Origin of the sequence: Fontisphaera persica, from assembly GCF_024832785.1 — a bacterium.
GTDB classification, from domain to species: Bacteria; Verrucomicrobiota; Verrucomicrobiia; order Limisphaerales; family Fontisphaeraceae; genus Fontisphaera; species Fontisphaera persica.
Genome location: NZ_CP116615.1, coordinates 1,462,544 through 1,485,849, shown reverse-complemented (window position 1 = coordinate 1,485,849; position 23,306 = coordinate 1,462,544). Strand labels below are relative to the sequence as shown.

Below are 23,306 nucleotides of genomic sequence, written 5' to 3'. Positions count from 1 at the left end.
AGCTTTGGTCCATCATCAGGTTGACGGGGAAGGGGGTTGCCATCCAAAGAGGCGCCGTTCTTTGATGATTTGCACTACCTGCGGCGGCACGAGACTCTCCCAGGTGGGATCGCCGCGTTGGAGACGGGCGAGGGCGTCGGCCGAGGTGATGTTCAGGCAGGTGGGGTCGTAGTTGCGAATGTCCTCGATGAATTTCTTTTCGCGCAAGTAGGCGTACAGGGGACGGAGATGCGGCTCGGGTTGAAAAGTCTCCGCGTTGATAAGCTGCCCCGTCTGCGGGTCGCGCATGGGATACAGGTACAGCTTCAGGTCGTTTTTGAACAGCCGTCCGAAGGATTCGAGAATGCCGCCTTCGAGGTCGGTGTAAAACTTCTCGGAAAAGAGTTCGCGCAACGCCGGGGCGCCAATGGCGATGCCGATGCGTTTTTTGGTGTGCCGAAACAGGTAATTGGCCAAGCGAAAGAAACGCGCATAGTTCGAGATTAGCACGGTCTGCCCCAATGCGCCCAGAATATCGGCACGGTCGAGAAAATCCCGGTGGTCAATCCCCCCGGGAGAAGTGGTCAGGCTGCGCAAGGTCATTTCCATGATGACGGCGACCTCTTCCGGACTGGCCTGGGCGTCTTCGATAAATTGCGCCCGTGCATTGGCGAGCAAATCGAGGGTTAACCGGGTCACCGGGCGGAAGTTGCCGCGTTCAACCAGGATGGGACGTTTGTAGAGGTATTCGGCAGCTTGAACCACTTCACCGTCCGCGGTGAACATGGCAGCATCAGTCAAACCGTGGCTGACCAGCTCCAGGCTCATGAGCCGGTTGTCCACGCCGGCAAAGGCAGGGCCGGAAAAGCGGGCCAGGTCCACCTCGACGCGTTCAGTGGTGAGGTTGTCAAGGAGTGACATGATGAGCGTACGGGGCTGCTGGTGAAAATACAGCGCGCCATAGATGAGATTCACCCCCATGACCCCCAGCGCCTCCTGCTGCATGACGCTTTCGCGGTCCAGCATCCGCACGTGGATGATGATGTCGGAAGGTTCGCCGCGCGGTTCGACTTGAAAGCGGATGCCCAGCCAGCCGTGGCAGTCATTGTTGCCCCGGAAACTCTTGACGGCGACCGTATCCGCAAAAACAAAGAAGCGGGTGGTAGCGCCGCGTTTGGCGTCGAGGCGCTCGACCAGGAGCTGGTATTCGTGGTCGAGCATGGTGCTCAGGCGCTGGCGGCTCACGTACCGCTTGCACTGGCCATAGATGGCGTCGCTGAAAGTCATGTCGTAGGCGGACATGGTTTTGGCCACCGTGCCGGCCGCGCCACCCACACGAAAAAACCAGCGTGCCACCTCCTGCCCCCCGCCGATTTCGGCAAAGGTGCCATAAGAGGTCGGGTCCAGGTTGATCTGCAACGCCTTCTGGTGTGTCCCCAAAATTTCCCGGCTCATGCACCTCCAAAGTAGCGCAGGACGCAAAAAAGACGAGTGCGAAGTGAGCTCCCCAAGGCGGTAATTAAATCTTATCCCTTAAAAGGGCAAGGGGGGCCGCCTGAAGCTCTCGTGCGGGGTGCGGCATGGGAGCGTGGGGCCAATCCTTGGCACCACACGCTGCTCAAGGCGTGGTTTGGCGCACACGATAAAAACGCTGCAGCCGCGGAGCGGCAGTGTCCGTCAGCGTTTTGAGAGTTCCATCCCCGGGGATGGTCACCACCGGCGTCCAGTTGGTGCCTGAGAGTGAGTTCTGGTATTCCAAGGTGTACTGATATCCTTGCAGCGTCTGGGCCTGCACGGAAAACTGGCCTTGTTGCACACGAGGGGCCAACAGACGCGGGGCAGGGGTGAAAGTGACTTCGTCCAGATATCCCGCATCATCGCCCGCGCTGCCTGCTCCGTCTTTGATATAGACCCATTCCAATTGAGCGCGGCCAGGAGGGACGGCAAAAACGCGCTTCTCCCATTCGCCTTCACCATATATGAAATCCTGTTCGATGTTGTTAATGGTAAAACTTAACGCGTCTCCGTCGCTGGACACTTTCCACCAGAACGAAATGAAACCAGGGCCTTCGACCGTGGTGCTCAAAGCGCTGGCTTCATTGTCAAACAAAGGCGCAGATTGAGCCGCCGCCACGCCATCGTGAGCGGTCATACTTTGCGGCTCCCAGGGCGCAAACGGGGTCGTTTCCCAATAGAGATGGGGCGCATTGAGGGCTAAGGCTAGGGGGTCCAGTGTGACGGTCACCTGGGCGACCGCACTGGTGGCTGCGCCAAAAGCATTGCGGGCCACCAAGCGGTAGCTGCCCGTATGATTGGTAAAGGCGCTGGGTATGCGCAATACCGCCTGCGTGGCGCCAGCCAGCGGCGCACTGTTGAAATACCATTGATACGTCATGGGCAGGCTGCCGGAAACAAAGGGGGTCAGGGAAAGTTCTGTGCCCGCAATCACGTCAGCATCAGCGGGTTGGCGGATGAACTGGGGGGGGTGGTCGCCCGGCGTGAAGGCCACTTCGTCAAGCCAGGCAGCGTCGCCCATCATGAAGAAACCGGGCAGTTTCACGTAAGCCCACTCGAGCACATGCTGCCCCGCCGGCAGCGGGATGCTCACGAATTCCCACTCGTATTCACCGTTGATTTCCAGGGTTTGCCCTAGGCAACTGAATTGCAGGTAGCCCAACTCATAATCGGTGGAAACCTTCCACCAAAACTCAATCTTGCCCGGGCCCGTGACGGTGGTGCGAAGCCAGGACGTTTGACCGGCGGAAATAAAAGCGGAACGGGCGGCGCTCTCATCGTCGTGGGTGATGTCAAAGACCTCCACCCAGGGACGTTCCGGACTGGTGGTCCAGGGCAGGGTGGGGTTGAGGGCATCGCCCAGACTGGCGCGCAGCGCCGGGATGCCGGTCCCTACTATCGCGGCGCAGAGCATGAACCGGAGGAACCACGTTTGATTGGGCATAGGCATTTACATGGCGCTGGTCCGCCGCCAGGCTGCTGCCGGCTGCGGCCTCAACGCCCGCAACAATGTTTATACTTCTTTCCGCTGCCGCAAGGGCAGGGGTCATTGCGGCCAACTTTCGGGCCGGTGCGCACCGGCTTGGCTTTGGCCAGGGCTTGATTGGCCTCGCTGACGATATCGCTTTCCTTGCGCGGCGGCGCCGCGCCCGGCGCCGCCGCGGCGGCAGAGCCATAGGCGGAAGCGTTTTCGTGCATGGTTTGCTGCGGCAGATTGCGCAGGAAATTCTCGAAGGCCATCAGGCTGGAGGCGCTGCGGAAGATGTTGTGGCACACCTCGGATTTAATTTCCACCATCAGCTCATCGAACATTTTGTAGGCCTCGGCCTTGTATTCAATCAGCGGGTCACGCTGGCCGTAGGCGCGCAGGCCAATGGCGTTGCGGAGGCTGTCCATGTTGTAGAGGTGCTCCTGCCAGCGCCGGTCAATGGCGGAAAGAATGGTGTACCGTTCAATGGCCTTCAGGTCCTGCGGGTTCTCATACTGCACCTTCAGCTCGTAGGCATCGCGCACAGCCTTGATAATTGCCCGGCATACCGCCAACTGGGCGGGAGTCATGCCATCGAACATGGAGCCTGGCACCGGGGTTTCCGTGGCGGTGTCGGCCAGGCGCGCCAGCTCAGCTTCGGGCATGGTGATGGGGAAGTTGAGGTTAATCCATTCCGCCAGCCCGCGCAGATTCCATTGGTCGCGTTCTTCATCGGTGGTGATGTATTGCATCACCTTGGTTTGGACCACTTCTTCCATGATGTCCATCAGGCGGTCCCGCACATCGTCGGCGTGGATGATTTCATTGCGGAAGCCGTACACGACTTCGCGCTGTTTGTTCATCACGTCGTCGTACTCCAGCACGCGCTTGCGAATTTGAAAGTTTTGCTGCTCGACGCGTTTTTGGGCGGATTCGATGGAGCGGTTGAGCAGCGGATGCTGCAGCTCCTGGCCCTCCTCGTAACCCATCTTCTCCATGACTTTGACGATGCGATCCGAGCCAAACAAGCGCATCAAATCGTCTTCCAGGGAGATGAAGAAATGCGAGGAGCCGGGGTCTCCCTGGCGCGCACAGCGGCCGCGCAACTGGCGGTCAATGCGCCGGGCTTCGTGGCGCTCGGTGCCAATGACATGCAAACCGCCCAGTTCGGCCACGCCGGGGCCCAGTTTAATGTCCGTGCCGCGGCCGGCCATGTTGGTGGCGATGGTAATAGCGCCACGCTGGCCGGCTCGGGCCACAATCTCAGCCTCCTGTTGGTGGTACTTGGCGTTGAGCACCGAGTGGACCAGCCCCACGCGCTGAAGCATGCGGGAGAGATGCTCGCTGGTCTCCACGGAGACCGTGCCCACGAGAATGGGTCGGCCCTGGGCGTGAATTTCCTGAATTTCCTTGAGGACCGCGGCAAATTTTTCGCGTTTGGTCTTATATACGGAGTCGTTGAAATCCTTGCGGATGCACGGCTTGTTGGTGGGGATGACCAGCACGCCCAGCTTGTAGATGTCGTAAAATTCCTGCGCTTCGGTTTCCGCTGTGCCGGTCATGCCGGCCAGCTTGGTGTACATGCGGAAATAGTTTTGGATGGTGATGGTGGCGTAAGTCTGGGTTTCCTTTTCCACCTCCACCCCTTCCTTGGCCTCCACGGCCGAGTGCAAGCCATCGCTCCAGCGGCGGCCGGTCATCAAGCGTCCGGTGTTTTCGTCCACAATGACGACCTTGTTGTCCTGCACGACGTAATGGACGTCGCGGAGGTACAGGCAGTAGGCCTTCAACAATTGCGCAATGCAATGGATGGTCTTGGCCTTTTCCTCAAACTGCGCCTGCGCCCGGGCCTTGAGTTCAGCACGTTTGCGTGGATCGGTTTCCGGGCCGGTATCAATCGCGTGATAAAGCGAAATCAGGTCCGGCATCACGAAAGCATCCGGGTCGTCGGGGCTGAGGAATTTTCGCCCCTTCTCCGTCAGGTCTGCTTCGTGGGTTTTCTCATCCATTGCGAAGAACAGCTCCTCCTTGGTGGCGTAAAGCTCGCGCTTGGATTGATCGGCGTGAAGCTGCAGCTCCGCATTGTTCATCAGGCGGATGTTTTCGGGATTTTCCAGCAACCGCATCAAACCTTCCGAGCGCGGCTGTCCCATTTTGACCTTGAAGAGCAGCAGACCGATTTGGCGTTCCAGCTCCTCCGGGTTTTCGGGGTGGGAGCCGTCGGCAGGATGGAGTTTTTTCATCAGTTCCTCCGCCTCGCGCAGAAAACGGTTGCACAACTGCTCCTGGGCGCGAACCAGGCGTTCCACCATCGGTTTGTGCTGCGCGTAATGGTCATTGTCCGCATTGACCACGGCCGGCCCGCTGATGATGAGCGGGGTGCGCGCTTCATCAATCAGAATGGAGTCCACCTCGTCCACAATGGCGTAATAATGGCCCCGCTGAACCTGCTCTTCGGCGGTGGTGGCCATGCCGTTGTCGCGGAGGTAGTCAAAGCCAAACTCGGCATTGGTGCCGTAGGTAATGTCGCAGTGGTACTGCTCGCGGCGCAGACTGGGCGGCTGGTCATGGAGAATGCAGCCCACGGTCAACCCCAGAAAACGGTACACGGCGCCCATCCATTCGCTGTCGCGGGCGGCCAGATAGTCGTTCACTGTGACCACGTGCACCCCGCGCCCGCTCAGTGCATTCAAATAGACGGGCAGGGTGGCGACGAGGGTTTTGCCCTCACCGGTGGCCATTTCGGCAATCCGGCCTTTATGCAGCGCCCAGGCGCCCATGAGCTGGACATCGAAGGGCACCATGTCCCATTTGATGGTGTGGCCCCGCACCACAATTTCGGTTCCCAGCAGCCGGCGGCAGGCGTTTTTGACCACCGCGAAAGCTTCGGGCAGGATAGCATCCAGCTCGCGTTGCAGCTCGTTATTGTCCTCGATGGTGGAAAGTTTGGCTTTCCAGGCGGCCGTTTTTTCGCGCAAGGCTTCGTCCGGCAGACTTTGCAGCTCCTGCTCAATCTGGTTAATCTGGCGGACCAAAGGCAGCAGGCGCCGCAGTTCACGGTCATTCTTGGACCCGAAAATCTTTTTGATGATGTACCCTAGCATGTTAATGCCAACAGTGACGAAGTAGCCTACGGGAGAACAGGGCCACCGTCAAATGCACAGATTAAAACCCTGAGTGCCCCCATGTCCGTAACCCCAGAAAGAACGGTGGCGGCAAGGGAATGCGGTGGGCGATTCTGTTGGGGGAGGTGGCCGGCTGGGGCATGGAAAGTTGCGCCTCGCCAACAGCGCGGGAGTTTTTGTTGCGGTATTGACGCCAGCGGCGTATGGTGATTGAACACGGAGCCCATTGTGGGAAAAACATCTGACCTTCCCCGGCGATACCGCGGAGGGAGAAGTACCTGATAAATCAAACATGAAAAAAGTTGCGTTATTGATTGATGGCGGTTGGTTTACGAAGGTGTTGCGTAAAGAACTTTCGGAGACGGTTTCCAACGGGCATGCCCGCCGGCCCACGGTGACTGCGGAGGTGGTGCGAAAAAATGCGTTGCTGGCGTTGAACCCGGAGGAGGAAGAACCTTGGCGCATTTTTTACTACGATGCTTATCCCTACGACGGCATGGTGACCAACCCGGTGGATGGCAAGTCCGCCGATTTTGGTACCAGCCCCACCAATGCCTATGCCACCAAATTGTTCAAGGAACTGGGGCAAATGGATTTGGTGGCCCTGCGGCGCGGTGTGTTGAAGCCCCGCGGGTGGCTATTAACCGAGAGCTTTGTGCGCAAAGCCCTGGCCGCGGCGCAAGAGGGAAGCGCCGTCCCAGCCCTTGAGCCGGAGGATGTTACCTTTGCCTTGGAACAAAAGGGGGTGGACATCCGGGTGGGACTGGATGTGGCCACCCTGGCGATTAAAAGATTGGTGGACCGCATTCTGATTTTTTCCGGGGATACGGACATTGTGCCCGCGATGAAAATGGCCCGCCGGGAGGGCTTGCAAGTGGCGGTGGTGGAAGTCGGCGGCACCCGTCTTAGCGGTGAATTGGTGGAAGACGCGGATTTCCTGCGGCATATCGAGCCGGTCATGTAAGCTGGCATCGCTCGCAGACTCCCGGGACCCCTTTTCCGCTTGCTCCGGAGAGGGTGCGCCTTTGTAATACGGCCAACCGAATCAATGCTCCCTGCTGGCGCATGGGTTGCGTCTGCGCAGGGAAACAAGCGGGTCGCTGTGGCGCAGAAACATCGCATGTCCTGGAAAGATTGGATTCGCCGATACCCCCGGATGCATTGCGCATTCAAGCACTTGTACTCGGCGGCCTTGGCGCCTTGGTGCTATCTGCACGGCAAACCGCCTTCCTTGATTCCGCGGTCCCTGCGGCCGGCCTTTACGCTGGGAGGCAAAGTGGCTGTCTGGTATGCTTATGTGGATGGGTCGCGGTCTGTGCCCCTTCATTACGACCGGCAACGCATCGCCGAAATTTGCCAGCGGGTGGCCGCAGGGGAATTGGGGCACTATGGGCAGGTGGATGCGTGGTTATATTCCGCTTTGCAACGCTATCCCATTGCCGGCCAGCGGGTGGCGGTAATGGGCAGCACGGATCAAGGCTACGGCCCTTGGTATGAGGCCATCGGCCTGCATTACGGCGCCCGTCCCGTGACCGTGGATTACAATCCGATTGAATTTGAGGATGAACGGTTGCAATTTATGCGCGCGCCGCTGGACTGGGCGCGGGTCGAGCCCTTTGATGCTGCATTGTCCATATCCTCGTTTGAACATGACGGTTTGGGGCGCTATGGCGAGCCTTTGGATCCCGAAGGGGACCTCAAGGCCATGCAACTTATGAAGCGCCTCCTTAAACCGGGTGGCCGCCTTTTCCTCACCGTGCCGGTAGGAAAAGACAAGGTGGTCTTTAATATCCACCGCATTTATGGCCGTCTGCGGCTTCCCCTGTTGCTTCAAGGTTGGACCGTGGAGGATCGCTTTGGATGGGATGAAGCTGCCCTGGACCGTGATACCGGTTTCGGATGGGAGCCGGTTAAATACCAGCGCGGACCCGCTGGCTGGGAGGTGCAGCCTTTGCATCCCGGCTGCCCGGAATACGCCCCTGTATGGGTCTTGCGCAACGAACCCGCATGAAAATCCTCATCCTCAAGCGGGATTCCCTGGCGCGCGCCGATGGCATCAGCCAGTTCATTTTTTCCCTGGCCGGCGCATGGCTGCGCGAGGGACACGAAGTAGTGTGCGCCGCCACGCATGGAATCGCGGTGGAAGACGGCGTCAGGGAGTTGTACGAATTGGAGCAGTTGCCCCGGCTGGACGTATTGCAGCCTGAGGCAAGCATGGCGGACTGGCGGAAATTCCTGGCCTGGCGGCGGCACGGTGCAGCGCTGGAAGCACGCCATCAGCCGGATTTAATCCTCATCAACGGGGCAGTGCCGGTACGGTTTCGGGCCCGCACGATTTTGGTGGCTCATGACGTCGAACGGCGATGGTTGGGGCCGTTGGGGCCCCTGGGACGCATCATTTACAAGAGCATGACCTACCGGCTGGCAGCCCAGGTGGTGACCACTTGTCCCGAACTGGTGGCGCCGGTGGCGCGTGAATGTCGTTTGGAACCGGCGAAAATCACCGTCATTCCCACGTGCATTGAGACGCATCGTTATACTGCCAGGCCCCTGAGCCAAAGGGCCCCTCTAATCATCCACCTGGGCCAGCAGGAATACAAGCAGCCTCAGATGTCCCTGAAAGCGCTGGCCTTGATGCAACGCATCGATGCGCGGCTGGTGGTGACCGGCAAGCCGGAGAGAAGTTTCGTCCAGGCCTTGCACAAGATGCCTGCTGCCTTGCAGCAACGTGTGGAGTTGCCTGGCCTGGTGCCGGTGCAAAGGCTCAAAGAACTTCTGGCCACGGCACGAGCCGTTTCCATTCCCTCCAAATATGCCCACCCGGTGGCCTCACCCACCGCCTTGGAAGCACTGGCCAGCCATACACCTGCGGTGTGCTCCCCCAGTGTATCCTCAATAATGGCACGGGATGGAGAGACGTGTTTTGTGGAGACTTCGGTGGAAGGCATGGCGCGGCGTTTTGACGAACTCTTCAACGATGCCCAGCTCTGGCAGCGACTTTCAGCCAGGTGTGCCCACATCAAACAGCAGTTTGATGCCGTTACAGTGGCGGCGCAGTACCTCGCATTGGCGGGCAAGGGCAATCCGCCAGCCTGAACAATTCCGGAGGCTCAGGCCATCTGGAAGCATGCCCCTTTTTAAGACGCTGCGCTGCAATTTTCAGGCCACGCGGCTGCAATGCTTGGCGTGGTTGAGTTGACGCTGAGTGCCTCGCAGGATAGTATGAAGAGATATGATAGCGGCTTCTGCGAAACAAAACCAACCTGCGGCAGCGGTCAATTACCGCGTGGGAGATGAACGGCTGGTGCGGGTGACCCCCAGCGCCGGGGAAAAAGTGCGTTCTTTGTTGCAAAAACAAGGGCGGCCCCATGGCGTGCTGCGCATTGCGGTGGTGGGAGGAGGCTGCTCGGGCCTGCAATACAAGATGGATTTGCAGGATGGTCCGGCCAACCGCGACATATTGGTGGAAAGTGGGGGCATTCGGGTGGTGGTGGATCCCAAAAGCGCGTTGTACGTTACCGGCAGCGAACTGGATTACGTGGATGCCCTGCAGGGTGGAGGATTCAAGGTTAAAAACCCCAACGCCGCCACCACCTGTTCTTGCGGGGAAAGTTTCAGCGCCTAAACCGCCCAACCCCCTCGCGGATGACCGACTACTTTGCGCTTTTGAACGAACCACGCCGTCCGGCCCTGGAGGTGGAGGCCTTGAAGGAGCGATTCTTGCAGCTCTCCAATGCAGTGCATCCCGATCGCTTCCATCACACCTCCGAGGCCGAATGCCGCGCCGCCACCGAGCGGTACGCGGAATTGAATGCGGCCTTCCAGTGTTTAAGTGAACCCAAGGAGCGACTGCTGCACCTGTACGAATTGGAGGCCGGCCAGCGCCCCAAAGACATTCAGCGCATTCCTCCTGGTACCATGGATTTATTTGTCGAAGTGGGCCAGCTTTGCCGGGATGTGGATGCCTTTTTGGCTGAACGAGCCAAAGCCGAGTCGCCGATGGTCAAGGTGCAGCTTTTTGCCCGGGGGTTGGAATGGGTGGACAAGTTGCAACAAGTGCAGGCGCATGTGAATGCCAGGCGGGAAGAACTCATGGCCGAGTTACAGGCGCTCAATGCAGCATGGGAGAAGGCGCCGCCAGTGGGAAGTCCTGACCGAGCGGCTGCATTACCCCTGGAGCGCTTGGAGCAGATTTATCGCATTCTGAGCTATATCAACCGATGGTCTGGACAGTTACAGGAACGTCTGGTGCAGTTATCCCTGTAATCAGGCAAAAAGCTCGGTTATCCTTCTTAGGGTACCAGGCAGGGGTGAGGCATGCCCAGAATATGGATTCCCTCCCCGGGCAGCGGGGAAAATATTGGAAAGGGGATGCGGCCCCAAAACCGTGCGGAGATGATTTTGGGGATTGCTTTTTCTGCAGGAGCGTGTTTTAAGCGGCATCTCTTGACGCCAGCGCCTTGGCGCCGTCCAATGCAGACGGCCTCCTGCGGGGGTTGGCCAGGCACATAGCATGGGCAAAGCATTAATCATTGCAGAGAAACCGTCCGTGGCCCGCGACATCGCGAAGGCCCTGGGGGGATTCAAGTCGCATGACGACTATTTTGAGAGCGATCAATATGTCCTCGCCTCGGCGGTGGGGCATTTATTGGAGCTGGCCGTGCCGCCGCAGTATGAGGTCAAGCGCGGCAAATGGTCGTTTGCCCACCTCCCGGTGATTCCGCCCCACTTTGATCTGCAACCGATTGAGAAAACCGCATCCAAACTGCGCCTGTTGGAACGCTTGATCAAGCGCAAGGATGTGGACAGTCTCATTAACGCCTGCGATGCGGGGCGAGAGGGAGAGTTGATTTTTCGGTATATCGTCAAGTACACCGGCACCGCCAAGCCCATCCGCCGCCTCTGGCTGCAATCTATGACTCCTGCGGCCATCCGCGAAGGGTTTGCCAGTTTGCGGGCGGATGAAGAGTTGCAGCCGCTGGCGACTGCCGCCATTTGCCGCTCCGAATCGGACTGGCTGGTGGGCATTAACGGCACTCGCGCTCTGACGGCATTTAATTCACGCAGCGGTGGCTTTCAAAAAACCACCGTCGGCCGGGTGCAGACTCCCACCCTTGCCATTTTGGTGGAGCGGGAGCATAAAATCCGCAAATTCGTGCCCCGCGACTATTGGGAGGTGCATGCCACCTTTACGGCTCAAGCAGGCACTTACACCGGCCGGTGGTTTGACGAAAAGTTTGTCCGCGACAAGGAGGATGCGGAGCTGCGCCCCGAACGCCTGTGGGATGCCCAGCGGGCGGAGGACATCCGCGCCCGTTGTCTGGGCAAGCCGGGTGTGGTCACCGAGGAAAGCAAGCCGGCCACGCAGCTTTCACCGTTGCTGTACGATCTAACCTCCCTGCAACGGGAGGCCAACAGCCGCTTTGGATTTTCAGCCAAAGCCACCCTCTCGCTGGCCCAGGCCCTTTACGAAAAACACAAAGTCATCACCTACCCCCGCACGGACTCCCGCGCCCTGCCGGAAGATTATCAAGCCACCGTGCGCCAGACGCTCAAGGCCATGGAGGGGACCGATTACGGCACGTTTGCCCGAACCGTCCTGGAACAGGGCTGGGTGCGGCCCAACAAACGCATTTTCAGCAATGCCAAGGTATCCGACCACTTCGCCATTATCCCCACCCCGTTGGAGCCCAAACACTTAACCGATGCCGAGCGGAAGATTTATGACATGATTGCGCGCCGGTTTCTTGCAGTCTTCTATCCGGCCGCGGAATACCTGGTCACCACTCGCATCACGCGCGTGGAGGGCGAGCCCTTCAAGAGCGAGGGCAAGGTGATGTTAAATCCCGGCTGGCTGGCGGTTTATGGCAAAGAAGCGCCGGCTGATGATACTCCCTCTTTGGTTCCGGTCCAGCCGGGCGAGGCCGTGGACACAACGGAAATTCAGGTGGAAAAGAGCCAAACCCGCCCGCCGCCGCGGTTTACGGAAGCCACCCTGTTGAGCGCCATGGAGGGCGCGGGCAAGCTGGTGGAGGACGAAGAATTGCGGGAAGCCATGGCGGCCAAAGGCCTTGGCACACCTGCCACCCGCGCCGCCATTATTGAGGGCTTGATTGAAGAAAAGTATGTGGTCCGCCACGGCAAGGAATTGGTGCCCACCGCCAAGGCTTTTTCCCTGATTGTGCTCCTGAACGGTCTGGGTATTCCGGAGTTGTGCAAACCCGAACTGACGGGGGACTGGGAGTTCAAGCTCAAGCTCATGGAGCGCGGCCAGATGCGGCGGGAGGATTTCATGCGCGAAATCGAAGCCATGACCCGCCATATCGTGGAGCAGGCCCGCAATTACCACAGCGATACCGTGCCGGGTGATTTTGGCGAATTGAAGACTCCTTGTCCCAAGTGTGGCGGCTTAATCAAGGAAAACTACCGCAATTTCCAGTGCCAGAATTGCAACTTTGCCTTTCGTAAAATTGTGGCCGGACGCATCCTCGAGCATGAAGAGGCGGAGGCATTGGTGTCCCGGAAGGTAATCGGGCCGTTGCAGGGATTTCGCAGTCAGAAAGGGTTTCCCTTTGCCGCGATGCTGCGTCTGGCTGACGATGGAAACATCGAACTGGATTTTGGCAACGGAGAGCGCAAGAACGGGCAGGCGGAAAACGGGGAAAAGGAAAACGGCGCGGCGGTGGATTTTTCCGGCAAGGAACCGCTGGGCCAATGTCCCAAATGTGGCCAGCGGGTCTTTGAAGCGGGCATGGCGTACTTGTGCGAAAAAGCGACCGGCCCGGAGAAGACCTGCGATTTCCGCACCGGCACCGTCATTTTGCAGCGCAAAATGGCGCCGGAGGAAATGAAACAGCTTCTGGCGGAGGGCAAAACGGGTTTGCTGAAAGGATTTGTGTCCAAACGCAATGGACGCACTTTTGACGCCCACCTGGTGTTGGGCAAAGACGGCTCGGTGGGTTTTGAATTTGCCGCCCGGCCAGGACGGGCCAAGGACGCCAAAAAATCGGCCGACCAGCCCCCGCCGCCGAAGCTGGATTTTTCGGGACAAAAGGCGCTGGGCAAATGTCCCCGTTGCGGGGGCGGGGTTTATGAGGGCCCGGATGCCTACTTGTGCGAGCGCACTCAATTAACCAGCCGGGCTTGCAAATTCAAGGTGGGCAAGGTCATTTTGCAGCAGCCCCTGGATGCCGCGCAAATAACCAAGCTCCTGGCCGAGAGGCGCACGGATGTGTTAGACGGCTTTATCTCAAAAAAGACGGGCAAACCTTTCAAGGCAGCGCTGGTGTTGGACGAAAAGGAAAGGGTGGCCTTTGAGTTTCCTGAACGCGAGGCCGGGGCTTGAGTGCCGTCCCGCTCACGCCCCTTTTTGCCGCCCCCGTTTGCTACTGGGGCAAATCGCGTTATCTTGGCCTGCATGACAAAGATTGTTTTGTGGGTTTATGTGGTGTTGCTGGTGGTCGGCGGCTTGATAGGTTATCTCAAGGCGGGCAGCACGATGTCGCTGGTGACTTCCACCATTTTTGCCATTCCTCTGGCCCTGTGTGCCTTGGGGGTGTTGCCGCCATGGGTGGGACGCCTGTTGACCGCAGTACTGGCGGGCTTTTTTGTGTTTCGGGTGATTAAGACCGGCAAATTTATGCCCGCAGGCATGATGGCCATTGTTTCGGCCATTGTCCTGCTGCTCCTTTTTCTGCTCTAAAAGACAACGGGGCGGGTTACTCAAACTTGCGGGCTTCGCGCGCCGCACATTCCGGGCACAGGGCCCGATTGAAGCGCACATTGGCATGTTCCGCAAAATAGGCGTCCACCTGCTGCCAGTAATTGTCGTCATTGCGCACCTTCTTGCACATGACACAAATGGGCAGCAGGCCTTGCAGGCGTTTGACGTGGCTCATGGCCAGCTCGAGCTCCCGGATGCGGGCGATTAATTCGTCCTGGAGCTGCAGCACGCGCAATCCCACTTTCACGCGGGCTTCCAATTCCACAGGATTAAAGGGTTTGGTCAGGTAGTCGTTGGCGCCGGCCTCCAATCCGGCCACAATGTGCTCCGGCTGGCTGAGGCCGGTGACCAGAATCAAATAAAGATGACGCAGGGCAGGCACACTGCGCACCCGCCGGCATATCTCATCGCCATCCAAACCTGGCATGCGCCAATCTAGCACCGCCAGCGAGGGGCGTTGGGCGGACTGTAATAATTCCCAGGCCGTTTCCCCATCCCCGCAGGCGACCACCTCCAACCCCATGCGTCTCAGGATGGTTTCCAGCATCTCACGGGAAGCGAGTTCATCTTCGGCCAGCAACACTTTCATAGGGACGGGGTGGTGTAAAAAATGGAGCGGGCGATGGGAATCGAACCCACGTGTGAAGCTTGGAAGGCTTCCGTTCTACCATTGAACTACGCCCGCGCTGGGATAAAGATAATCAACGCCACCATTAGGACAATAAAAAATTGAGTCCGGCCACGAGGATGGGGGCCCTTCCTGCTCGGTCGTGATTTGCCATTGAGGGGATTCATTAACCCGGGGCAGGTGAGTTGCCAGCCGCCTCCCTGTTACCACCAAATGTCTATGGTTTTGACAGGATGGGGGTTCATATCATAGCGGGTTTGCAGGCGCTGCAATTGGGCGCGTAGTTTGGCGCGGCGTTCGCCCCTTTCTTCTGGGGTTAGGGCGAGTTCTTCAGGCGCATCCGGGAGGGCGGAGGCCTTGAGACGCTGGGACTCCATTTGCACCCAGCGCCATAGGCCCATGATGTAGGTATAACGCTCGTAATGATTAGGATCCACAGCCCCCAATTCGAGGGGCAGGCGCCCATAGGGCTGGCCAATTTTGAGATAACCAATGGTGTCGTAACGTCCCGGGTCTGCGGAGGGCCTGGGCGAGCCGGTGCAATCAATGTACACCAGACCCTTGTCGGTGGTGTGAAAGGCGTTCAAGGCATGGCCGATGCCACGTGCAAAACGCACTCCAACCAGCGCGCAACGAATGCCAGAAGCCTCGGCCTGGTCATGCAGGGCTACGGCAAATTCTGTGCAGGCAAATTGACCCGTCCGATAGGTCAGTTGATTGACCTGGTTGCTTTGCACAAAGACAAGCACCTCTCCGAAGGTGACATCCCTGGCCAGGGGATTATTCCGCAGCGTGACCGGCTGGCCTTTGGCGTTCACCAGACGCCAGCCTTGCTTGGAAATCAACCACGGCGTTTCCACCGCAGCACGGGGTGTTGGCGCAGCGGCTGGCAGGCAAAAAGCCCCCAACATTGCGTGTATCAGCACGCCTTTGCATGCGTTTGCAAGCCACTGCACAAACCCAATTTACTTTACCAAACCAAGGACAGCAATTGCAGTGGACAGCAGATATCCCCCCACCGGCCAGAAGCCTTAAAACTTTTGCTTCCTTGCGGGAATCAGCCGAATTAGGCCCAGTATTGGTAATTGAGGTTCGGGAAAAGGTTGTCGGTTGCTTCCAGACGTTGCAGGTAATCCTCCGAGACGCGGGTGGCGGTCAGTTGTTCATGCAACGCAATAAACCGCAGCAAATGGTCTTTAACTCGCCGACGGGCGTAATCGGGGCTGGTGCCTGTGCGCAAGATGAATGGCCAGTCGCTTGCTTGGGCCAGTAAAAGCTCACGGCCGGCTTGCCGCAAGGCCCGCGCGGTGAGGCCCTCCGCGCCCGCAAAGCGGTGAACCAGTTGCGTCATGCGCTCTTGAGCCACATGCAAATGCGGGAGAATCCATTGGTTGGATTCATTCAACCACAGTTTGCAATAGCCCTCCTCGCCCCAGCTTGAAGTGCTCGGGGTGGCGATTTGATGGGTGGGATGGCGTTGCAGGTATTGGCTGGGGGTAATGAGTTCAATTTGGTGTTGGTCGCAACAAAGTTTGCGCACGTAGAAATCAAGGAATTGCGGCCCCTCATACCACCAATGACCGAATAATTCTGCGTCATACGGGGAGACGATGAGCGGTGGCAGGTCCATGACGGACGCCAGTTCCGCCACTTGCTGCTGGCGGGACTGGAGAAAATGCGCCGCGTGGCTGGCCGCCGCATCGCGGGCGGCGTTGGGTTGGTACACCAATTTATGGGGGGTGTCGCCGGTAATTTGGTAATACTTGAAGCCGGTGAACCCGCGTAAATCCGGGCTGGGGAGGTAGGGCCGGACATAATCGAAATCAAGGTCGTAGCCGATGTCCCGGTAAAAATCCCGGTAGCGGGGATCGCCGGGATAACCTTCGTGGCGGCTCCATACCTGGCGGGCGGAATCCAGGTCACGGCCAAAAGCAGCGATACAATTGGGCGTGTAAATGGGCGCAAACACCCCGTAGCGGGGGCGTGGCTGGGCGTGGAGCACGCCGTGGGTATCGAGTATAAACCAGCGGATGTTGGCCTCCTGGAGCACGTTTTCCACGCCGGGCGCATAAGCGCATTCGGGAAGCCATACGCCACGCGGATTGCCCCCAAAACATTCCCGGTAATAATCGCGTCCGGTCAGCAACTGGGCACGGATGGAGGGGGGGTGTTGAGCCATCAAAGGCAGCAGGGCGTGGGTTGCGGCACAGGCCACCAGTTCGATGCGGCCCGCGGCTTGCAACCGGGCGAAGGCGGCCACCAGGTCGCATTGGCACGCATGCCATAGCTCGCGCGCCCGGCTCAGGCGTTGGTGGTACATCCACGCCAGTTCATGAAACGCACGGTCCCAATGCGTGCGATGAATTTCCTTTTCGGCCAGCTCAATCAGACCATTCAGATGCCGTTCATAGCGGGATTGCAGCAGCGGGTCCCGCAACATGGCGCACAAGGTGGGCGATAGGTTGAGCGTGATGGGAGCGTTCAAACCATCCCGCTGCCATCCCTGAATGACCTCCAACAGCGGCAGGTAAGACTCCGTGATGGCCTCAAACAGCCAGTTTTCCTCCAAGAATTTGGGGTGTTCTGGATGCCGGACAAAGGGCAGATGGGCATGTAAAACGATGGCGTGATATCCAAGCATGGTTCAAGACTGGTAAGAAAAAATTTTGTAAATCCCCGCCGGCGAAGTGCCAGCGGGGAGGAGAATGGTATTTGGGGTTATCCTCAAAGATTTTCGGGCAGGGGCGGTTGTAAAGCGGGGTCTTGGGGATGCATACCCACCTCCCCCTGGTATTCAGTGCGCCGACTGAAATGGAGATCCGCTCCGCGCCCCTCCGATTTGTCGGCAGAAACAGCAACAATCGGCAGGTCATACATGCCGTCGGGCAATGCGAAACGGTAGCTAAAGGAGCCATCCGGCCTGAGTTGAATGGGGCGGCCGGCGATGGTGACCGAAGCGTCCGGCTCCGTGGCCCCGTAGATTACCAGTTCGGCATTCACATTAAACCAGAAGCCCTTGGGCCCGGGCGGTTGTCCTCCAAAGGGGCTGGCCAAACTGGCCAGCGCCCCCAAACCACCAGGTTGCGGGACCGCCGCTTGGGAGGCCAGTTCCTGGACCAGACGGCGTCGCACCAATTCGGTAATTTCCAGCGAGCCAATCCACACGCGGCGCACCGCATCAATCGAAATCATCCGGGCGAGGGCTTTTTCCTGTTCGGGGGTCCAGGCCGCCGGTGCGACCGCTCCCGGCACCTGCAATTCCGCAGGTACTGTTCCGCTTTGTCCCGCGGCAGGTGCATCTTCGGACTGGGGTTGGACGATTTCAGAAATGGCTTGGGCCAGGGGCAAATGCTGGCGGGCGGCTTCTTTGACGATTTCAACCAGGCGCTCGAAGGAAACATCGGGCGGCACGGTGGCGAAGCGGGCAGTGATATCATCTGCCAAGCTGTCAGGGGGGGTGAAAGTGGCCTCGGATTCGGCCACCTTTTGCCACCGGCGTTGCTTGTTGTAATAGCCTAATTGGGCCACGTACCGGGTCCCACCTTTGCCGACATGCACGAACCAATTCCGGGATTCCGGATGAACGGCCACCTCGGTATGCGGTTTTTCGGCAACCTTATCTTTGAACACCCGTAAAGTGAGATGGCCTTGGGCAGCACGGCGATTGAACTGCCGCAATTGTTCGGCGGTGAAGTCCCACCAAGCATACAACCAATGGGGGTCGCGCGCAGTAAGCAACAGCATCCCCGTCCCGTAGGCTTCCGGAAGTTCCCCCGGTTCGCCCCCGCTCACATGAGCCGGAGGCGGAGTGGGACCGAGGGCAAATTTTTGGCCGGGGCCATGCGCGGGTGGCGGAGGGGGGACATCGCCTTCGGTTAAAATCGCGGGCACTTTGACTTTGCGCGGGGCCGGCGCTTTGGTGGCCTTGCTGGCTTTGGGGCTAGTTGGCTTGGTAGCCGACTGGGCTTGGCGCTTAACCGCAACGGCTGGCTGGGCTTCGGGGGCTGCTTTGCCTGAACGTTGGAGAGAGGGACGGGCAGGTTGGGCAGCGGGCAGGTTGGGGGATTTTTTGGGCTTTGTGACGGCCGCGGGCGACTTTTTAGGCGTTTTCCTGGTTTTCATGGCAACGCACAAGCAGCGGGCACGTTTTGTGCCACATGGCTACAGGATAACGAGCAGAGCAAGAAACGTCCAATGAAAATCAAAGCTGCACCGGCTGAAGGAGAAAAATTCTAAAAAAGTCAATAGAACACCAGCTTGCTCATCGTTGCAGGGCCCTGCGCCAGTGTGATGGAATTCTTTACAGCGTTGACTTTCCTTGGGGATTCAGGCAAACCGGCTCCGGTCATCCGCAGGTTAGCCGTCATGGTGAACGGCTGGCCTTGCCCGCGAATCGCCCCCGCGATTCCTCTGCAGATCGGCCGAGGCAGCCGGTTGTAGAATAAACACGCCGGAATCAGCGGGGCAAGCCCGGGTTGGGCGGTGGTGCGTGGGTGCAGAGCGGCAGGCCTGAAGCGGCGTTGCGCGCATTTCATTCATTTCATTGGAGGAACTACCATGCCCAAACGTGACGACATTAAAAAGGTACTTATCATCGGTTCCGGCCCCATCGTCATTGGCCAGGCCTGCGAATTTGATTACTCCGGCACCCAGGCTTGCAAGGCCTTGCGCGCATTAGGCTACCAGATTGTGCTGGTGAACTCGAATCCTGCCACCATCATGACGGACCCGGGCATGGCGGATGCGACTTATATTGAGCCGCTGACGGTGGCCAGCCTCACCGAGATTATCGAGAAAGAGCGCCCGGACGCATTGCTGCCCAATTTGGGCGGGCAGACTGGATTGAATCTTTCCTCCCAACTGGCCAAAGCCGGGGTGCTGGCCCGATATGGTGTGCGCGTTATTGGAGTGGATTTGGATGCCATCGAAAAGGGGGAGGACCGGATTGTTTTCAAGGAAACGATGAAGCGGCTGGGGATAGACATGCCCCGCAGTGCCCCGGCTTTTTCAGTGGAGGAAGCCGAAAAAGTGGCCGCCGAGCTGGGCTATCCTGTCGTGGTTCGCCCCGCATACACCTTGGGTGGAACTGGCGGAGGACATTGCTACAATGTCGAGGAATTGCGCACCGTGGCCAGCCGGGGCTTGGATGCCAGCATGGTGCATCAAATATTGATAGAAGAATCCGTCCTGGGGTGGGAGGAGCTGGAATTGGAGGTGGTGCGAGACGCCAAGAATCAGATGATCACCGTCTGCTTTATTGAAAACGTGGACGCCATGGGGGTGCATACCGGCGATTCCTACTGCGTGGCGCCCATGCTGACCATTGACCCCAAATTGCAGGCCAAATTGCAGGATTATTCCTACCGCATCGTCGAAGCCATTCAGGTCATTGGCGGCACCAACATCCAGTTTGCTCATGATCCCAAGACCGGGCGCGTGGTGGTCATTGAAATCAATCCCCGCACTTCCCGCTCCTCGGCTCTGGCTTCCAAGGCCACCGGTTTTCCCATTGCCCTGATTTCCGCCAAGCTGGCGGCTGGATTGACGCTGGACGAGATTCCCTACTGGCGTGAGGGAACACTGGACAAATACACGCCTTCCGGTGATTACGTGGTGGTGAAATTTGCCCGATGGGCCTTCGAGAAATTCCGCGGCGCCCAGGACAAATTGGGGACGCAGATGAAGGCGGTGGGTGAGGTCATGAGCATTGGCAAAACCTACAAGGAAGCCTTTCAAAAAGCCATTCGGTCCCTGGAAAACGGGCGTTATGGTCTGGGTTTTGCCAAGGATTTTCACCAGAAATCGCTGGAGGAATTGCTCGTCCTGCTCAATGAACCGAGCAGCGAGCGGCAATGGATCATGTATGAGGCCTTGCGCAAAGGGGCGACGGTTGCCGATTTGTACGCGCGGACCCATATCAAACCCTGGTTTATTCAACAGATGAAGGAACTGGTGGAGCTGGAAGAAAAAATCCTCAAGTTCAAGGGTAAACGCCTGCCCGATGAATGGTTGATTCAAGCCAAGCGCGACGGTTTCGCCGATAAATACCTGGCCCAAATCCTGGGCGTGCCGGAGCGGGAAATCCGCGAGCGTCGCATGGCCCTTGGCGTGGTGGAACATTGGGATGCGGTGCCGGTCAGTGGCGTTGAAAACGCAGCTTATTATTATTCCACCTACAACGGGCCGGACCGCGTGCCGGTGAGTTCGCGCAAGAAAGTTATGGTGCTGGGAGGCGGCCCCAATCGCATCGGCCAGGGCATCGAGTTCGATTACTGCTGCGTGCATGCGGCCTTTGCCTTGCGGGACGCCGGCTACGAAACCATCATGGTCAACTGCAATCCGGAAACCGTTTCCACGGATTACGATACCTCCGACAAGTTGTATTTTGAGCCCCTTACCGTGGAAGACGTGCTGGCCATTTACCACAAGGAAAAGCCGGAGGGGGTGGTGGTGCAATTTGGCGGACAGACACCCTTGAATCTGGCCAATGAATTGGCGGCCAGTGGCGTGCGCATCCTCGGCACCAGCCCGGACGTGATTGACCTCGCAGAAGACCGTGACCGCTTCCGGCAGCGCATGCAACAGATGGGCATTCCCATGCCGGAGTCCGGCATGGCCAGCACATGGGATGAGGCCAGGCATGTGGCCGCCAAGATTGGCTATCCCGTCATGGTGCGCCCCTCTTTTGTTTTAGGCGGGCGGGCCATGGAAGTGGTGCATGACGAGGAGATGCTGCGCGAGTATTTTGCCCGAGCGGTGGATGTTTCACCGGAGCGGCCCATTTTGATTGACCGTTTTCTGGATAATGCCATCGAGGCCGAGGCGGATGCGCTGGCTGATGGCACTGAGTCTTATGTGCCGGCCATCATGGAACACATCGAGCTGGCGGGCATTCACTCCGGCGACAGCGCTTGCGCCATTCCGCCCGTGACCTTGCCGGGACGCCATTTGCAAACCATTGAAGATTACACCCTGCGCATCAGCCGGGAGCTGAAGGTGTGCGGCGTGATGAACATTCAATATGCCGTGTATCGGGACAAGGTGTATGTCCTGGAGGCCAACCCGCGTGCTTCCCGCACCGTTCCGCTTGTCTCCAAAGTGTGCAATGTGCCCATGGCGCGCCTGGCCACCCGCCTGATGTTGGGCGAGCCGCTGCGCCAGTTGGGATTGCAAAAACGCCACATCCCTTATGTGGGAGTCAAGGAAGTGGTTCTGCCCTTCAACATGTTCCCGGAAGTGGATCCGGTGTTGGGGCCGGAGATGCGTTCCACCGGCGAGGTCCTGGGTCTGGCCTCCACGTTTGGGCTGGCCTACTTCAAGGCGCAACAAGCCGCCATGCCGGCGTTGCCGCTGCAAGGGACGGTGTTTATTTCTGTAACCGACGCGGATAAACCGGCGGTGGTGGACGTGGCGCGACAATTCCTGACCCTGGGCTTCCGCCTCAAAGCCACGGCGGGGACTTGGGAATACTTGAATAATCACGGGGTGAGGTGCGAGCGCACCTACAAACTGCACGAATACCAGCGCCCCCACGTGGTGGATGAGATTAAAAGCGGCGAGATTCAGCTCATCATCAACACGCCCATTGGGCGCAAGAGTGCCACCGATGATGCTTACATCCGCCAGGCCGCCATCAAATACAAGATTCCTTACGTAACCACCGTGGCGGCGGCCCGTGCGGCCGTGGTGGGAATTACCGAGTGGCGCGCGGGTTGCGCTTCGGTAAAGTCACTGCAGGAATATCATAGCCAGATTCTTTAGGATAGCAGACGGCTCAACCAGAACAACCACAACAGGGGCCTTATTGGCCTCCCTGCAAGCGCTGTAACAAGACGGTGGTGGAAAGACCAGGCACGCCGGGCAAAATCAGGACGCGGCCTCCAAGGCGTTCCACCAGGCGGCGCTCATCCTGGTTGATGGTCTCCAGGGTGTAGTCGCCGCCCTTGACATAAACTTCAGGCGCGAGCAGCCCCAGAACGGCGCAGGCATCCGGCTCGTCAAAAATCGTCACTGCATCCACGCAGGCCAGGGCGGCCAAAACGCGGGCGCGGTCAGTCTCACCATTTACCGGGCGGCCAGGCCCTTTAAGGCGGCGCACAGAAGCATCGGAGTTCACGGCCACCAGTAGGGCATCTGCGGTTTCACGGGCGGACTCCAGGTAGGTTACATGGCCGGCGTGAAGCAGGTCAAAACAACCATTGGTAACCGCCAGCCGCCGCCCGGCGCGGCGGAGAGCCTCGCGCCAGCCCGGCAACTCGCTGCGGGACAGGATTTTGGACTGCGAATTCACGCGCAGGTAATCTGGCGGTTTCACCCCTTTCCTGCAATGCTGAAATGACCAGTTTGCAGTTGTCGGCAACCGGCTTTTGGGGCTACATTAATGCGGCGTATGAAATCTGATGTGATACCGGTGGAGATACGGGGGATTGTGCCCTCGACCAACGGCTGTGCGCTTTTCATCGGCAACGACCAGAAGGTTTTTGTCATTCATGTGGAGAATAACATGGGGGCGGTGATTGGCATGTTCATGCGGGATATTGCCAAGGAGCGGCCGCTAACTCATGATTTGATGCTCAATATTTTCAAGGGGCTGGGGGTATCGGTGGAACGGGTGGTGATTACCGAGGTGAAAAACTCCACCTATTTTGCACGTTTGATTCTGCAGCAGCAGAATGAATTAGGCCGCAAAATCCTCGAGTTGGATGCCCGGCCCAGCGACTGTCTGGCCTTGGCGACGGCGCTGAAACGCCCGATTTTTGTTACCCAGTCCCTGTTCTCCCAAGTGGAGGACATGAGCGAGTATTTGCACCGTTACAACGAAGCGGCCGGCGAGGGGAATGAACCCGAGTAGGCCGCCTGCCACACGCT

17 protein-coding genes and 1 tRNA gene are annotated in these 23,306 nt (G+C 58.6%); 9 read left to right on the top strand and 9 right to left on the bottom strand.

Annotation, left to right across the window (positions count from 1 at the left end; translation table 11 throughout):
• Positions 1-15: 15 nt before the first annotated feature.
• The 3 genes from NXS98_RS05145 to secA form a co-directional block, all read right to left on the bottom strand.
• On the bottom strand, positions 16-1,434 hold the full coding sequence (locus NXS98_RS05145; protein ID WP_283847404.1) for a TonB-dependent receptor: 1,419 nt from the start codon (positions 1,432-1,434) through the stop codon (positions 16-18).
• A gap of 163 nt (positions 1,435-1,597) precedes the next feature.
• Entirely contained in the window at positions 1,598-2,938 is a 1,341-nt protein-coding gene (locus tag NXS98_RS05140; protein WP_283847403.1) for an immunoglobulin domain-containing protein, read from the bottom strand.
• A 50-nt stretch (positions 2,939-2,988) separates the two neighbouring features.
• Positions 2,989-6,066, bottom strand: a complete 3,078-nt coding sequence (secA, locus tag NXS98_RS05135) for a preprotein translocase subunit SecA (protein ID WP_283847402.1) — start codon at positions 6,064-6,066, stop codon at positions 2,989-2,991.
• A 313-nt stretch (positions 6,067-6,379) separates the two neighbouring features.
• Between secA and NXS98_RS05130 the strand changes: the two genes are divergently transcribed.
• The 7 genes from NXS98_RS05130 (at position 6,380) to NXS98_RS05100 (ending at position 13,789) form a co-directional block, all read left to right on the top strand.
• The gene (locus NXS98_RS05130) at positions 6,380-7,051 is read left to right on the top strand and encodes an NYN domain-containing protein (RefSeq protein ID WP_283847401.1); all 672 of its coding nucleotides are present in this window, start codon (positions 6,380-6,382) and stop codon (positions 7,049-7,051) included.
• Between the two features lie 156 nt (positions 7,052-7,207).
• A complete protein-coding gene (locus NXS98_RS05125; protein ID WP_283847400.1) occupies positions 7,208-8,098 on the top strand; it encodes a DUF268 domain-containing protein in 891 nt (296 codons plus the stop codon).
• A complete protein-coding gene (locus NXS98_RS05120) occupies positions 8,095-9,183 on the top strand; it encodes a glycosyltransferase family 4 protein (protein WP_283847399.1) in 1,089 nt (362 codons plus the stop codon). Before NXS98_RS05125 ends, NXS98_RS05120 begins: the two co-directional genes overlap by 4 nt.
• Before the next feature lie 136 nt (positions 9,184-9,319).
• Entirely contained in the window at positions 9,320-9,712 is a 393-nt protein-coding gene (locus tag NXS98_RS05115) for a HesB/IscA family protein (RefSeq protein WP_283847398.1), read from the top strand.
• Positions 9,713-9,753: 41 nt separating this feature from the next.
• Positions 9,754-10,353, top strand: a complete 600-nt coding sequence (locus NXS98_RS05110; protein WP_283847397.1) for a hypothetical protein — start codon at positions 9,754-9,756, stop codon at positions 10,351-10,353.
• Positions 10,354-10,600: 247 nt separating this feature from the next.
• Positions 10,601-13,432 carry a DNA topoisomerase III gene (locus tag NXS98_RS05105; protein WP_283847396.1) on the top strand — a complete coding sequence of 944 codons (2,832 nt, stop codon included), beginning with the start codon at positions 10,601-10,603 and terminating at the stop codon, positions 13,430-13,432.
• Positions 13,433-13,504: 72 nt separating this feature from the next.
• On the top strand, positions 13,505-13,789 hold the full coding sequence (locus NXS98_RS05100) for a TMEM14 family protein (RefSeq protein WP_283847395.1): 285 nt from the start codon (positions 13,505-13,507) through the stop codon (positions 13,787-13,789).
• Between the two features lie 16 nt (positions 13,790-13,805).
• Here NXS98_RS05100 and NXS98_RS05095 read toward each other — a convergent pair whose 3' ends face one another.
• From NXS98_RS05095 to NXS98_RS05075, 5 genes are all read right to left on the bottom strand, one after another.
• Entirely contained in the window at positions 13,806-14,399 is a 594-nt protein-coding gene (locus NXS98_RS05095) for a response regulator (RefSeq protein WP_283847394.1), read from the bottom strand.
• Positions 14,400-14,421: 22 nt separating this feature from the next.
• Positions 14,422-14,495, bottom strand: a tRNA-Gly gene (locus tag NXS98_RS05090).
• A 146-nt stretch (positions 14,496-14,641) separates the two neighbouring features.
• A complete protein-coding gene (locus NXS98_RS05085) occupies positions 14,642-15,364 on the bottom strand; it encodes a hypothetical protein (protein ID WP_283847393.1) in 723 nt (240 codons plus the stop codon).
• Between the two features lie 140 nt (positions 15,365-15,504).
• A complete protein-coding gene (locus tag NXS98_RS05080; protein ID WP_283847392.1) occupies positions 15,505-17,079 on the bottom strand; it encodes a glycoside hydrolase family 57 protein in 1,575 nt (524 codons plus the stop codon).
• A gap of 83 nt (positions 17,080-17,162) precedes the next feature.
• Positions 17,163-18,329, bottom strand: coding sequence for a DUF4912 domain-containing protein (locus NXS98_RS05075; protein ID WP_283847391.1), 1,167 nt, complete (start codon positions 18,327-18,329; stop codon positions 17,163-17,165).
• Positions 18,330-18,995: 666 nt separating this feature from the next.
• On the opposite strand from NXS98_RS05075, the gene carB reads away from it, so the two are divergent.
• Positions 18,996-22,199, top strand: a complete 3,204-nt coding sequence (gene carB / locus NXS98_RS05070) for a carbamoyl-phosphate synthase large subunit (RefSeq protein WP_283847390.1) — start codon at positions 18,996-18,998, stop codon at positions 22,197-22,199.
• A 40-nt stretch (positions 22,200-22,239) separates the two neighbouring features.
• Here the strand turns inward: carB and NXS98_RS05065 are convergent, their stop codons facing one another.
• Entirely contained in the window at positions 22,240-22,728 is a 489-nt protein-coding gene (locus NXS98_RS05065) for an adenylyltransferase/cytidyltransferase family protein (RefSeq protein ID WP_283847389.1), read from the bottom strand.
• A gap of 99 nt (positions 22,729-22,827) precedes the next feature.
• On the opposite strand from NXS98_RS05065, the gene NXS98_RS05060 reads away from it, so the two are divergent.
• The gene (locus NXS98_RS05060; RefSeq protein WP_283847388.1) at positions 22,828-23,289 is read left to right on the top strand and encodes a bifunctional nuclease family protein; all 462 of its coding nucleotides are present in this window, start codon (positions 22,828-22,830) and stop codon (positions 23,287-23,289) included.
• Positions 23,290-23,306 lie beyond the last annotated feature (17 nt).